The 13,060-nt window shown below is 46.1% G+C and carries 13 protein-coding genes; 5 read left to right on the forward strand and 8 right to left on the reverse strand.

Features of this window, described 5'->3' with window-relative positions:
* Positions 1-754 precede the first annotated feature (754 nt).
* The 4 genes from rsmG to GWO68_RS13975 all read right to left on the reverse strand — a co-directional run bounded on the left by rsmG (position 755) and on the right by GWO68_RS13975 (position 3,530).
* Positions 755-1,384: a 16S rRNA (guanine(527)-N(7))-methyltransferase RsmG gene (gene rsmG, locus GWO68_RS13960; RefSeq protein WP_162347083.1), complete on the reverse strand. Its 630-nt coding sequence runs from the start codon at positions 1,382-1,384 to the stop codon at positions 755-757.
* A 32-nt stretch (positions 1,385-1,416) separates the two neighbouring features.
* Entirely contained in the window at positions 1,417-1,638 is a 222-nt protein-coding gene (locus tag GWO68_RS13965) for a hypothetical protein (protein ID WP_162347084.1), read from the reverse strand.
* 189 nt (positions 1,639-1,827) lie between these two features.
* Positions 1,828-2,436, reverse strand: a complete 609-nt coding sequence (locus tag GWO68_RS13970) for an RNA polymerase sigma factor (RefSeq protein WP_162347085.1) — start codon at positions 2,434-2,436, stop codon at positions 1,828-1,830.
* Positions 2,427-3,530, reverse strand: a complete 1,104-nt coding sequence (locus tag GWO68_RS13975) for a glycosyltransferase (RefSeq protein WP_162347086.1) — start codon at positions 3,528-3,530, stop codon at positions 2,427-2,429. The genes GWO68_RS13970 and GWO68_RS13975 overlap by 10 nt, the downstream gene beginning before the upstream one ends.
* A gap of 290 nt (positions 3,531-3,820) precedes the next feature.
* On the opposite strand from GWO68_RS13975, the gene tgt reads away from it, so the two are divergent.
* From tgt to GWO68_RS13990, 3 genes are all read left to right on the forward strand, one after another.
* Positions 3,821-4,951, forward strand: coding sequence for a tRNA guanosine(34) transglycosylase Tgt (gene tgt, locus GWO68_RS13980; RefSeq protein ID WP_162347087.1), 1,131 nt, complete (start codon positions 3,821-3,823; stop codon positions 4,949-4,951).
* Between the two features lie 88 nt (positions 4,952-5,039).
* A complete protein-coding gene (locus GWO68_RS13985; protein WP_162347088.1) occupies positions 5,040-6,116 on the forward strand; it encodes an LptF/LptG family permease in 1,077 nt (358 codons plus the stop codon).
* Complete coding sequence (locus GWO68_RS13990) at positions 6,116-7,057, forward strand: DMT family transporter (protein WP_162347089.1); 942 nt, start codon at positions 6,116-6,118, stop codon at positions 7,055-7,057. The genes GWO68_RS13985 and GWO68_RS13990 overlap by 1 nt, the downstream gene beginning before the upstream one ends.
* Here GWO68_RS13990 and ispE read toward each other — a convergent pair.
* Complete coding sequence (gene ispE, locus GWO68_RS13995; RefSeq protein ID WP_162347090.1) at positions 7,013-7,819, reverse strand: 4-(cytidine 5'-diphospho)-2-C-methyl-D-erythritol kinase; 807 nt, start codon at positions 7,817-7,819, stop codon at positions 7,013-7,015. The two genes, GWO68_RS13990 and ispE, sit on opposite strands and share 45 nt — an antisense overlap.
* 314 nt (positions 7,820-8,133) lie before the next feature.
* On the opposite strand from ispE, the gene GWO68_RS14000 reads away from it, so the two are divergent.
* Positions 8,134-9,273 (forward strand): DegT/DnrJ/EryC1/StrS family aminotransferase, encoded by a 1,140-nt coding sequence (locus GWO68_RS14000; RefSeq protein WP_162347091.1) that lies wholly within the window; start codon positions 8,134-8,136, stop codon positions 9,271-9,273.
* 7 nt (positions 9,274-9,280) lie between these two features.
* On the opposite strand, the gene GWO68_RS14005 is transcribed toward GWO68_RS14000, so the two are convergent.
* Positions 9,281-10,411: a trans-sulfuration enzyme family protein gene (locus GWO68_RS14005; RefSeq protein WP_162347092.1), complete on the reverse strand. Its 1,131-nt coding sequence runs from the start codon at positions 10,409-10,411 to the stop codon at positions 9,281-9,283.
* A gap of 190 nt (positions 10,412-10,601) precedes the next feature.
* On the opposite strand from GWO68_RS14005, the gene GWO68_RS14010 reads away from it, so the two are divergent.
* Positions 10,602-10,982 (forward strand): rhodanese-like domain-containing protein, encoded by a 381-nt coding sequence (locus GWO68_RS14010; RefSeq protein ID WP_162347093.1) that lies wholly within the window; start codon positions 10,602-10,604, stop codon positions 10,980-10,982.
* A gap of 76 nt (positions 10,983-11,058) precedes the next feature.
* On the opposite strand, the gene atpC is transcribed toward GWO68_RS14010, so the two are convergent.
* On the reverse strand, positions 11,059-11,304 hold the full coding sequence (atpC, locus tag GWO68_RS14015; RefSeq protein ID WP_162347094.1) for an ATP synthase F1 subunit epsilon: 246 nt from the start codon (positions 11,302-11,304) through the stop codon (positions 11,059-11,061).
* 92 nt (positions 11,305-11,396) lie between these two features.
* Complete coding sequence (gene atpD / locus GWO68_RS14020; protein WP_162347095.1) at positions 11,397-12,902, reverse strand: F0F1 ATP synthase subunit beta; 1,506 nt, start codon at positions 12,900-12,902, stop codon at positions 11,397-11,399.
* Positions 12,903-13,060 lie beyond the last annotated feature (158 nt).

Consider the following 13,060-nt stretch of genomic DNA (forward strand, 5'->3'; position numbering starts at 1 on the left):
CCTGGAAGCTCTACAAACCGATCGTTTCAATTGAGCTTTGGTGCCTTCCTGGGCCGGGAGGCCCCGTCTTCGGGCATCGCGCTGCTGCCTTCTTGCTATCCTCGTGCCTCGGATTGGCTCACGCCACCGCAATAAGTCAAAGGCGCTCAACCCAAAGACTGTGATCTTTCTACTATTTAACTGCAACAATAGTGTGAGACTGCTTGCTTCGACATTGATCGTGGTTATAGTTTCGTAGGGACAGGTCGCGACCTGTCCGTGGATAGGCTGCAACTATATAGTTATCCTTTCAACTATAGCAAAGGCTTAAACTCCCTCTCCTGTTAGGAGAGGGCTGGGGTGAGGTAAAACAGCACCTATAAAACTATAAACCCAACTATAGCCAAGACAGAAAACTCCCCTCTCGGGAGGGGCAGGGGTGGGTTGAAACGCTAACTATAGACCTATAGATCAAACTATAGCAATAGCAGTAAAAACTCCCCTCCATGGACTACCGAGAAGCGAATTTGAAGGTAGCGAGCGTAGCTCTGAGTGGGTAAGGGTGGTTTGACCACAGTAGCTTATAAAACTATAGCCAGCGCTATTGCAGAGCTTCTCCCTGCCGGGCCAGTTAAGTCAGAGACTCAACATTCACTATAAGCCACGAGTCTGGAGGCTCGCGCCAGCAAAATAATTGGGGGTTATAAACTCCCTCTTCTGTTTTTGGGAGAGGGCTGGGTGAGGTATAATCCTGAAAACCCTAAAAATCTTAGTCCTACTTTAACGGCACATACACCACTTTCTTCGTCTCAAAAAACTCTTCGGTAAAGTAATCGCTGAGGTTATATTGTTTTGAAATAAGGCCTGACTCGGCAATTTCTTCTTCCAAGTCTCCGCCTTTTAAATAATACAGCCCCTCAATTGGGGAGCCGGTCTTTTTAAAGCTGTTCATCACCCATGGCCAGAAATTAGCAAGACGGGTAACAGCACGGCTCACCACAAAATCAAATTTATCACGCACCTGTTCGGCCCGCACATGGCTGGCGGTAACATTCTGCAAATGCAGCTCACGGGCTATCTCCTGCACCACATGTATCTTTTTGCCTATTGAATCTACCAAATGGAATTTCACATCCGGGAACATGACAGCTAATGGCAGACCTGGCAAGCCACCACCTGTACCCACATCCAATACCGAGGTATGCGCCGGAAACTGAACCACTTTAGCTATACCCAGCGAATGCAGTATATGATGCTCGCCAATATGGTCCATATCCTTGCGCGAGATAACGTTTATCTTCTGGTTCCACTCCTGGTATAGTTCGCCCATGCGCTCATACTTTTGCAACTGGTCTTCGGTAAGGTCCGGAAAGTAACCTGATAGCAGTGTTCGGATAGCGGTCATGTTTATAGTTAGAAAGTTAAAAAGTTAGAAAGTTATACGGTGGTAAAATACAGCACTATAGTTACCAGCCCAACTACAGCTACTACGGCTAAGGCCATTAAAACATCAAACAGCAGCATAAGCCCGGCGTTACGGTACTGGCCTCCGTATTTTATAGTCAGCTCCCTTTCAACTGCAGATTTATTACGCAAGCGTAGCTGCAGGTATAGTTCTCCTGTTTTTGCCAGCAACCTTTCACCAATCCGAACTTTCATATCAACTATAGCTTACGAGCTGCAAAAGTATAAAATAAGTACGGGATAGGCATTAAAACTATAAAACCCCTGCCGCACTCAGGCAACAGGGGTCTTAAAACGAAATCAATATTTTAAATTCAATGGTTAAATGGTTGTATTGTTAAATGGTTAAAAAAATCAACAATCAAACAATTTAACCATCAACCATTAAATAAGGTGTTTCTTGTTCTTCACCATGTCATATAGCAATTCGCGGGCGCGGTGCAGCTGGGCTTTTACAGTTCCAAGCGGTGCGTTCAGCTCCGTAGCTATCTCTTCATAGCTTAGCTCGTTAAAGTAACGCAGTGTTACCAGGCGCTGGTATTTCTCGGGCAGCTTGGCCACTACGTACTGCATGATCTCGATCTTCTGATTTTTGATTGCTTCCTCCTGTGGGTTCAGGTTCTTGTCCTTAAAGTCTATGGTTATCTCGTCGCCATTATCAATTTTTATGGCTGAGTCGATACTCATCGTTTTAATGCGGTTCTTGCGGATAAAGTCGATACAGTTGTTTGTTGCGATACGGAACAACCAGGTACTGAAAGCATACTCCGGGTTAAACTTGTGCAGGTTTCGGAACGCCTTCGCAAAAGCTTCTATCGTTAGGTCTTCGGCATCATCGGCGTTGCGCACCATTTTAAGCACAACGTGGTATACAGGCTTTTTATAGATACTCATCAGCTCAGCATACGCTTTCTCGTCGTTGTCTTCAACGGCTGCTTGTATCAGCTTGAAATCGTGTTTAGCTTTCGCTGAGAATTGTTTATTTACTTCCATCTGATTCGTTTATACAGTAGTACAGATATACCAAGGAACAGGTAATTAAAAAAGTACACAATGTCTAGTACTGGCAATAAAAACAAGGAGAGCTTGTCGTTTAGTCTGCGTGCTACTGATGCATACGCGGTAAACATTACAATGTACCGCAAACCGACTATAGCGGCTAATATAGCTAAATGACTATTTACGACAAGAAGAATGATAGCTAATACGTAAAAAAAGATGTTAGAGATTACGAATGCGCCAATTTTTCTTTTATCATTTGCTTTATACTGCTTTCCTGCAGATAAGTGCCTTCTCTTCTGGATGATCCATTCCCGAAACGTCTTTTTGGGAATACTCCAGGTCTGAGCCTCTTTGTCTATAACAATATTTACTTTGCTATTGTTGACGGCATCTCTAACAAATAGGTCATCGTCGCCGCCGGTTGTTTTGATATGAGAGGCAAACCCTTTGTTTCTAAAGAAACACGTTTTGGTGTAAGATAAGTTTCTACCCACCCCCATGTAGGCGTGTCCTTTATTTGCCTGAGACAGATACTGAATAGCCGTCAGTAATGTTTCATATCGGATAAGATGATTTAAAAATCCTTTTAATTGTGCATACGGAGAGTAGCCAAGTACCACATCAGCCCCTGTTACGTACCCGCTCTGCATCTTTTCAATCCATTTAGGACTATAAGGCCGGCAGTCAGCATCGGTAAAAAGCATGTGCTCGTATTTGGCAGCCCGTATACCTAAGGCTAACGCATATTTTTTAGAATTAAGATATTCCGGCGTCTTTTTTATAGTTACCACCTTAAAGTTAGGGAACTGTTTTTCCAGTTCGTACAGGTAAAACTCGGTGTCGTCGTCGGAACGGTCGTTCACTACCAGCACTTCAAACTCAGGGTGCTCCTGGTCAAGCAACATGGGCAGTAGCTCAAACAGGTTGTCCTGCTCGTTATGGGCAGCAACTATAACCGATACCGGAACGTGCTGCGTTATGGCAGGGTCCTGGTGGCGGCTTAACGGGAAAAAATAAACTAGGGCAAAATATAACTGCACCAGCACACAAAGGCCGAGCAGCGCTAAAAGTACAAGTGAAATCAAAGTAAAAGTTTAATTATCAGATTATCGGATTTCTAAAATGAACAATAAGTAAAATTGACTCCTTTATCCTGCCCATACAAAGGCATCACTATAAGCCATTCTACAATTATATCTCAAAAATAGCTATTCTGTGGGCATTTCCGAATGCTGATTGTAATTAATAAATCTTTAAGGTTTGTACTGCACTTGTTCGTATCTTTGCGGCTTATTTCTTTAAATCATAATAATCTGCTGGTGAGCAACTATAGCCGGCAGCCGCTTCTTTAACCGGGGAGCATTTAGCGCACACTATGCAATTTTCGTTAGTAGTAACAGATAAACAATCCAAAGCACGCGCAGGCGTGGTGCAAACCGACCACGGCGCCATCGAAACGCCTATTTTTATGCCCGTTGGCACAGCCGGCACTGTTAAGGCCGTACACCAGCGCGAACTGAAAGAAGATGTTAAAGCTGAGATCATACTGGGCAATACCTATCATTTGTACCTTCGTCCGGGCCTGAAAGTGCTGGAGCAGGCTGGTGGCTTGCATAAATTTAACGGTTGGGATAGGCCCATTTTAACAGACAGCGGGGGTTACCAGGTTTTTTCGTTATCCGGCACACGCAAGATAAAAGAAGAAGGTGTAAAGTTCCGGTCTCATATAGATGGTTCTGCGCTTGATTTTACGCCTGAAAACGTAATGGATACGCAGCGAACGATTGGCGCTGATATTATCATGGCCTTTGACGAATGCACCCCCTACCCTTGCGACTATAGTTACGCCAAAAACTCGATGGAGCGCACGCACCGCTGGCTGCAGCGCTGTGTGGATAGGTTTGACAGCACCGAACCAAAGTATGGGTATAATCAAACGCTGTTTCCTATAGTTCAGGGTAGTACTTACAAAGACCTCCGTGTAAAGTCTGCTGAAACGATTGCCAGCTTTGGCCGCGAGGGCAATGCCATTGGCGGTTTGTCGGTGGGTGAGCCGGCCGAGATGATGTACGAGATGACCGAAGTGGTGTGCGATATACTGCCTGCTGATAAGCCGCGTTACCTGATGGGCGTAGGCACTCCGGCCAACATACTGGAGAACATTGCGCTGGGCGTAGATATGTTTGACTGCGTGTTGCCAACCCGTAATGCCCGCAACGGCATGCTGTTTACCACGCAAGGCATTATTAATATCCGGAACAAAAAATGGGCCGACGACTTTACGCCAATAGATGCGGAACTGGGCGGTTATGTAAGCACGTTTTACACCAAGGCTTATCTGCGCCATCTGGTGCACAGCACCGAATACCTGGCCGGCCAGATCGCCAGCGTGCATAACCTTACCTTCTATTTATGGTTGGTAAAACAGGCGCGCCAGCAAATTATAAACGGCACTTTCCGCGACTGGAAAGACGTAATGGTAAAGAAATTAATGACACGTTTATAGTTAGAAAGTTGGGAAGTTAGAAAGTTAAAAAGTTGTTCTTTCTGTTCCCGTAACTTTCTAACTTTCTAACCTTTTAACTTTCTAACTTTTGAAGATTCTCGACTGGTACATATTGAAGAAGTTTCTCACCACGTTTGTGTTCGCGGTGCTGATACTTGTATCCATTATCCTGGTAATCGACTTTACGGAGAAGAACGATGACTTTATACAGGAGAAGGTACCATTAGCCGAGATCATTTTCGATTACTACATCAACCTGATTCCGTTTTACGCTAACATGCTGAGCCCGATTACGGTGTTTATTGCTACGGTGTTTGTTACGGCAAAACTGGCCTCGCATACCGAGATTGTAGCCATGCTGAGCAGCGGTATCAGCTTCAGAAGGTTGCTGGTACCGTATGTGGTTGGTGCTGCGTTTATCGGGGTTTCTATTTTCGGGCTAATTGGCTGGGTTATTCCGAATGCTAACAAAAAGAGCGTAGCCTTCCAGGTAAAGTATGTTAAAAGCCCTTATACCTACGATAGCCGCAATATCCACATCAAAATTGCTCCCGATGCATATGTGTTTATGGAGAGCTATAACAACAATGCACATATCGGGTATAACTTTGCTCTCGAACAGATTGATGGTACAATCTTAAAAAGCAAAATCACATCCAACAGCGTGTCCTGGGACGAAGAGGCTGGCAAGTGGCACATGGATTTTTATACCCTGCGCACATTTAACGGCGAAAAGGAAACGATCTATAAAGGCCAGGACCTGGACACCACCCTGAACATGCAGCCCAAAGATTTTGAAAGCACTTACAAACTGGAGCAGACCCTTACCCTGCCCGAACTGAACAGCCTGATAGCAGAAAAAAAGATGCGGGGTGCCGATGATATCGAGATTTACCTGGTGGAGAAGTATGAGCGCTTCAGTTACCCGTTTGCTATTATTATACTTACTGTAATTGGTGTTATAGTTAGTGCCCGTAAGGCCCGTGGGGGGGTTGGGGTACAGATTGCGCTCGGTTTTTTCCTGGCGTTCGTATTTATAGTTTTCGTTATTACCAGCCGAAGCCTGGCACAGGTCGGCGATATTCCGCCACACATTGCAGCCTGGATCCCAACTATAGTTTTCACGGGCATCGGCTTTTTACTTTACCGTTACATACCGCGCTAATGCCACGCTTAAAAGATTTTATAGAGCTTCATTTTGTTATTTTTCTGTGGGGCTTTACCGCTATACTTGGTAAACTGATAACTATACCCGCTGTAGAGCTGGTAGCTATCCGTACATTAATTACCGCCATTGCGCTGGGCCTTATTATCTACAAAACCAAGGCCCCTTTCTGGCTGGGCAGGGCAACAGGCCTTAAAATGCTGGGTGTCGGTTTCCTGATAGCGGGGCACTGGATATTGTTCTTCGCAGCAGCACGCGTATCGTCGGTATCTATCTGTTTAATAGGTATGGCCACTGCCAGCCTCTGGACCTCGTTCCTGGAGCCTATGTTTACGAGTAAGAAAATAAAGCCTTACGAAGTGTTCCTTGCCTTGCTCATTATACTTGGCCTGTATATCATCTTCCGGGAGGAGACAGATTTTAAGAGCATCCTGGGTATAAGTATGGCGATAGGCTCCGCATTGCTGGCCTCTATTTTTACGATCATCAATGCGGGCTTGGTAAAAAAGATACCTTCCACCACGATAACCTGCTACGAAATGGGCGGGGCGTTCCTGGGCACTATTCTGTTTTTACCGGTTTATACCCTATATTTTGCGGAAGGCAACCAGCTTAACTTTAACCTTATCCCAATGGACTGGGTTTACCTGGCTATACTTATACTGGCTTGTACGGTGTATGCCTATACTGCCGGTGTACGGTTAATGCAGCGCATCTCGGCCTTCACCATGAACCTGACCGTAAACCTGGAGCCTGTGTACGGCATTATCCTGGCTATTTTTATTTTTGATGAAAGCAGCCAGCTATCGCGGGAGTTTTACATTGGGGCTGGTGTGGTATTGTTGAGCGTGTTTATTTACCCGGTCATCAATACTATAGCGGAGCGTCGCAAAAAACTACAGAAGGCCTTTCCAGACGAGGTAATTTTGCGGGAAGATTAAATCCGGGGCATCGCCTTTAAAAATACCATACACTGCAGAGCCCGATCCCGTCATGGAGGCATATGCTGCGCCAGCTTCGTACAAATTTTCTTTAAGCCGGGCCAACTCCGGGTACTTCGGGAACAGCGACTTCTCAAAATCGTTGTGCATAATGTCTTTCCATAGTTTAATATCCTGCTTCAGAACCATTTCCATGGTGCAGGTTGGCTTTTCGGGGGTAACGCCGGCATAAGCTTCGGCAGTGGTGATATGGATGCCCGGGTAAACTATAACACAACTATAGCCTTTCAGGTCAATAATAGCCGGCTCAAAAACATCGCCCCGCTCCACAGCAATTACCGGTTTGTTCTCCACAAAAAAAGCGCAATCGCTGCCCAACTTACGTGCATAGCCCTGCAGAGCATCTACTGCTAGTTTAAGGTCGAAAAGCTTATTCAGGATGCGTAACACAAAAGCTGCGTCCGAAGAGCCACCACCTAAGCCCGCTCCCATTGGTATAACCTTGTGCAGGTGCATGTGTACGGGTGGCAGGTTATACTCCTGTTCCAACAGTTTATAGGCTTTCAGGCAAAGGTTGGTTTCGGGGTTGCCGGGCACAGGCAGGCCACTCATGCTAAACCTGTTTTCCGGGGCAGGCAACATCTCGAGGGCATCGCACCACTGTACCGGGTAAAAGCACGACTCCAGGTTATGGAAACCATCGGGGCGTTTTGAGATAATCTGTAAACCTAAATTTATTTTTGCGTTCGGAAAATCAAGCATCGGTGTAAGTATAATTGCTGCAAGTAAGCAAATAACGGGTATTGTGTGTACTTGTTCTGAAGAGTTTTTAATTGATCCTGGTTTAAAAACTACTACGCCCAACCAAACATACTGAAAACTGAATACGTATCGGTTAGCTGCATGCCTGGCAAGTATACGCTTGTCTGATAAAAACACCATCTGTTTTAACAATAAAAGAACGTATAAACGTTGGCATAACTATAGTGCATGATTACCTTGCGTGCCGGTAACTTTCCGGTAGGCACTTCAACAGATTTTCGCTTACTTGTATAGCAGTAACTGCCACCACCCTCATGAAGCAACTAAATTACAGACCGGGTCGCATCTTTTTATCGGTGCCGCACATGGGCGGGCATGAGCGCAACTATGTGCAGAAAGCACTTGAAGATAACTGGGTTACCACTGCAGGCCCTAACATTCCGGGGTTTGAGCACGACGTATGCCAGCACACCAATGCGCAACATGCCGTAGCCCTGAGCTCCGGTACAGCTGCACTACACCTGGCCTTGCGTGTGCTGGGCGTTAAAGCCGGCGATGAAGTGATCAGTTCTACCTTTACGTTTGTGGCATCGGCAAACCCTGTACTATACCTGGGGGCTACGCCAGTTTTTGTTGACAGCGAACCAGAAACCTGGAACATGGACCCCGAACTGCTGGAGAAAGCCATACAGGATAGTATAACCCGTGGTAAAAAGCCTGCCTGTATTTTAGTAGTGCATTTGTATGGTATGCCTGCCAAAATGAAGGAGATTATGACTGTGGCAGACCGGTACGAGATTCCGGTACTGGAAGATGCTGCCGAAGCCCTGGGCTCCAGGTATAGCGGGCACCAGGTTGGTACGTTTGGGAAGATCGGGGTATTCTCTTTTAACGGAAATAAGATTGTAACTACATCCGGTGGTGGTGTGCTGGTAACTGCCGATGCTGCACTGGCAGAAGAAGCTGCTTATTTAGCGAACCAGGCCAAAGACCAGGCTCCCTATTACCTGCATTCGCAAATGGGCTACAATTACCTGCTAAGCAACGTGAGCGCCGGCATTGGCCGCGGGCAGCTGGAAGTGTTGGAGAAAAGGGTAAAACAACGCCGCGAAATCTATAGTTACTACAAAGAGCAGCTGCGCGATATAGAAGGGTTGACCTTTCTGCCGGAACCGAAAAGCTGCTTCTCTAACCGCTGGCTCACAACTATACTTTTACCCGAAGGTTTTAAACCGGAACAAGTTCGCCAGGAACTGGAACACGATAACATCGAAACCCGCCCCCTCTGGAAACCCATGCACCAGCAACCGCTTTTTGCGAACTATACTTACCACGGCAATGGCACCAGCGATCGCCTTTTTGAGCGTGGCCTTTGCCTGCCAAGCAGCAGCAGCCTGACCGAAGAAGATCTGGAGAAAGTAGTTAGAGCCCTGAAACAGGCACTGGAAGAATAACTATAGTTTATATTTTACTTAATCCGCGTTCCAGGTCTGTAAGCAACTCTTCAGGCTCCTCTATCCCTACTGATAACCGGATAACGCCAATTGTAATCCCTATTTTCTGTTGCTGCTCTGCCGTAAGCGCGCGGTGCGAGGTACCTAACGGGTAAGAAATGGATGTACTCACTCCCGCCAGCGACGGGGCAAACGGAATCTCTTCCAGGCCTTGCATAAACCGGTTTACAGCTTCAGCATTATCCTTTATCCGAAAACTCAGCATACCGCCAAACATGCCACAGCCCTGATCTTCAGCTAATGCATGTTGCGCATGCGCTTCTAAGCCAGGGTACCAAACCTGTTCTACCTTCGGATGCTGCTGTAGAAACTCAGCTATAGTTTGGGCATTGCTGCAGTGCTGCTTCATGCGCAGGCGCAGGGTTTTTAGACCGCGTGCTGCCAGCCAACTCTCAAACGGGCTTAGGTTCAGGCCATAGGTCAGCATTACTTTCTGTACACGTTGCAGGTCTTCCTCGCTCTTACAGATCACAACACCTGCTGTTACATCGCTATGCCCCGATAAATACTTTGTAACACTATGGATCACGATGTCAGCACCCAGGCTAAGCGGTTTGGTAAGTATAGGTGTGGCAAAAGTATTATCGATTACCAGCTTTATGTTATGCTTCTTAGTTTCTTCAGCCAGTCGTTTAATGTCGAAAACCAATAGCAATGGGTTACTCATCGTCTCGGCTAAGAACAGCTTTGTAGTTGGCTGTACCAGTGCGTCAAAACTATAAGTTTCAGCTGATGGCACATACGTTACACTTATACCTATCCGGCTCAGCTCCTGCGTCAGTAACGACGACGAACCACCGTAAATCTCTTCGGCACACAATACATGGTCGCCAGCCTTACACACCGCCAGTATTGCCGCCAATATCGCCGACATGCCCGACGAGGTAACTATAGCTCCTACGCCACCTTCCAGTTGGTTTACTTCATTGGCCAGCTCATCCGAGTTTGGGTTGGCATAACGCGAATACATGTAGCGCTGGCCCGGCTGTTCAAAGTATAGCTCCAGTTCGTTCAGGTCGTCAAACGTAAAAACAGAGGTCTGAAAAATAGGTGTGGCTTTGGGTTTTATGTGCGGCATAGGTCAGGTGTAAATCGAGCTTTAAGTTAAGCAGGAAATACCAAACTATAGAATACCGCTTCTCAATTTCTGAACCCGCATACCTTAAAATTTTAGCTTTCGTTTAATGATTTTATAGCCTGGTTATAGTTGCGTTAATCCGGCTACCTATTTTCTGTTCACACATCCATCAACTATAAAGCTTAAAACTATGGCAAAATCTGCAACCGATTTAGTAAAAGAAGCGAAACAAAACATCGAGAACCTGACGCCGCAACAGGTGCATGAAGAATTAAAAAATGGCAAGGCAACGCTTATTGATATCAGGGAAAGCGAAGAGCTGAGCCAAAACGGTAAAATAGATGGGTCGGTACATGCACCTCGCGGCATGATCGAGTTCTATGCCGATGAAACGCAGCCTTACCATAAACCGGAGTTCGATAAGAACAAACGATTGATACTGCATTGCGCCGGCGGAGGCCGTTCTGCATTGGCTACCACTACACTACAGCAAATGGGCTACAACAATGTGGCGCATTTAGATGGTGGCTACAAAGCCTGGAAAGAAAGCGGTTTCCCGGTGAAAGAATAACTATAGCCACATTAAATAAAAACGCCTTCTGCTCACTTAGAACAGAAGGCGTTTTTGCTATTGTAGATAGATCTCGTTACTCGATCACAGATTCGGCAAGTACAATAATCTTATTATTCAGTACTTCTACCACACCGCCATCCACGGTAAAGAACTCTTGTCCCTTTTTGGTAGTTACCCGGATTCTGCCTCTTTCCATGGTGCTGATAAGTGGAGCGTGCAGGTTCAGTACTTCAAAAGAGCCGTTAGCTCCCGGAAACTGGGCTGCATCTACCTCACCGGCAAAAACCTTTTTATCTGGTGTGATTATCTCTAAATACATCTTTATTAGTTAAGAGTTTAGAGTTAAGAGTTATAAGGTATAGTGGCAGAACCAACTTCTAACTTTTAACTCTTAACTTTTAACTATAAAATCTATTTTGCTTCGGCCATCAACTTCTCACCTTTCGCAACGGCATCTTCAATTGTACCTACAAGGTTGAAGGCAGCCTCAGGAAGGTGGTCATATTTACCGTCCATGATCTCGTTAAAGCCTCTGATAGTGTCTTTGATATCAACAAGTACACCTGCAAGACCTGTAAACTGCTCTGCTACGTGGAACGGCTGAGACAGGAAACGCTGTACACGACGTGCTCTTGATACAACCAGCTTATCTTCGTCAGAAAGTTCGTCCATACCAAGGATAGCGATGATATCCTGAAGTTCTTTGTAACGCTGCAGGATCTCCTTAACGCGCTGTGCTGTGCCATAGTGATCTTCACCCAGAACGTCAGCAGAAAGAATGCGTGAAGTAGAGTCCAGAGGGTCTACTGCAGGGTAGATACCAAGCTCAGCAATTTTACGCGAAAGTACTGTAGTTGCATCCAGGTGAGCGAAAGTCGTTGCTGGAGCAGGGTCAGTTAAGTCATCCGCAGGTACGTAAACCGCCTGTACCGATGTAATTGAACCACGCTTGGTAGACGTGATACGCTCCTGCATGGCACCCATTTCAGTTGCCAGCGTTGGCTGGTAACCTACCGCTGATGGCATACGACCAAGAAGAGCCGATACCTCAGAACCTGCCTGCGTAAAGCGGAAGATATTATCGATAAAGAAAAGGATATCACGACCAGCGCCGGTACCATCACCATCACGGAAGTTTTCAGCGATAGTAAGACCAGACAGGGCCACACGTGCACGCGCCCCAGGAGGCTCGTTCATCTGACCGAACACCAGTGTTGCCTGAGATTTCTCCAGCTCAGCCATGTCTACTTTTGTCAGGTCCCATCCACCTTCTTCCATCGAGTGCTTAAACTCTGCACCGTAACGGATGATGTCAGACTCAAGGAATTCGCGAAGCAAGTCGTTTCCTTCACGGGTACGCTCACCTACACCGGCAAACACCGAAAGACCTGAATAAGCCTTTGCAATGTTGTTTACCAGCTCCATGATCAATACTGTTTTACCTACACCGGCACCACCGAAAAGACCAATTTTACCACCTTTTACATAAGGGGCAAGCAAGTCGATTACTTTAATACCAGTATACAGGATTTCAGATGAAGTTGCCAGGTCTTCGAAACGCGGCGCAGCGCGGTGAATTGGCAAACGGGAAGTAGCAGCGGGCTGTGGTATACCATCAATCGCTTCGCCGATCACGTTGAACAGACGACCGTTGATAGCATTACCAGTAGGCATTGTTATTGGGCCACCCAGGTCATTTACCTGTGCACCACGGGTAAGGCCTTCGCTGGAATCCATCGCAATGGTACGTACACGATCTTCGCCGAGGTGCTGCTGCACTTCTAGCACGATGCGCTGACCGTTTTCTTTAATTACCTCAAGTGCATCGAGGATATTTGGAAGTTTTGCGTTTTCACCCGCAAAGCTAACGTCCACAACCGGACCGATAACCTGGGTAATTCTGCCAATATTCGCCATTTGACTTTTTATATTGATTAACTTGTATAACGGAGTTATTTCAGGGTGCAAAACTAATGTATAAATCTCTTATATCCATGCAACACCTCAAAAAGTTTTGCCTTGCTGGTATACTATAGTTCGATACAGCTAACATAAGCTATATTTTATTATTGCCG

The organism is Pontibacter fetidus (assembly GCF_010119545.1).
GTDB classification, from domain to species: Bacteria; Bacteroidota; Bacteroidia; order Cytophagales; family Hymenobacteraceae; genus Pontibacter; species Pontibacter fetidus.

Excerpts from the sequence above, each read along its gene's own strand:
- rsmG (WP_162347083.1), bottom strand. The coding sequence starts at position 1,384 with ATGACCGCTATCCGAACACTGCTATCAGGTTACTTTCCGGACCTTACC.
- GWO68_RS13965 (WP_162347084.1), bottom strand. The coding sequence starts at position 1,638 with ATGAAAGTTCGGATTGGTGAAAGGTTGCTGGCAAAAACAGGAGAACTA.
- GWO68_RS13970 (WP_162347085.1), bottom strand. The coding sequence starts at position 2,436 with ATGGAAGTAAATAAACAATTCTCAGCGAAAGCTAAACACGATTTCAAG.
- tgt (WP_162347087.1), top strand. The coding sequence starts at position 3,821 with ATGCAATTTTCGTTAGTAGTAACAGATAAACAATCCAAAGCACGCGCA.
- GWO68_RS13990 (WP_162347089.1), top strand. The coding sequence starts at position 6,116 with ATGCCACGCTTAAAAGATTTTATAGAGCTTCATTTTGTTATTTTTCTG.
- ispE (WP_162347090.1), bottom strand. The coding sequence starts at position 7,819 with ATGCTTGATTTTCCGAACGCAAAAATAAATTTAGGTTTACAGATTATC.
- GWO68_RS14000 (WP_162347091.1), top strand. The coding sequence starts at position 8,134 with ATGAAGCAACTAAATTACAGACCGGGTCGCATCTTTTTATCGGTGCCG.
- GWO68_RS14005 (WP_162347092.1), bottom strand. The coding sequence starts at position 10,411 with ATGCCGCACATAAAACCCAAAGCCACACCTATTTTTCAGACCTCTGTT.
- GWO68_RS14010 (WP_162347093.1), top strand. The coding sequence starts at position 10,602 with ATGGCAAAATCTGCAACCGATTTAGTAAAAGAAGCGAAACAAAACATC.
- atpC (WP_162347094.1), bottom strand. The coding sequence starts at position 11,304 with ATGTATTTAGAGATAATCACACCAGATAAAAAGGTTTTTGCCGGTGAG.
- atpD (WP_162347095.1), bottom strand. The coding sequence starts at position 12,902 with ATGGCGAATATTGGCAGAATTACCCAGGTTATCGGTCCGGTTGTGGAC.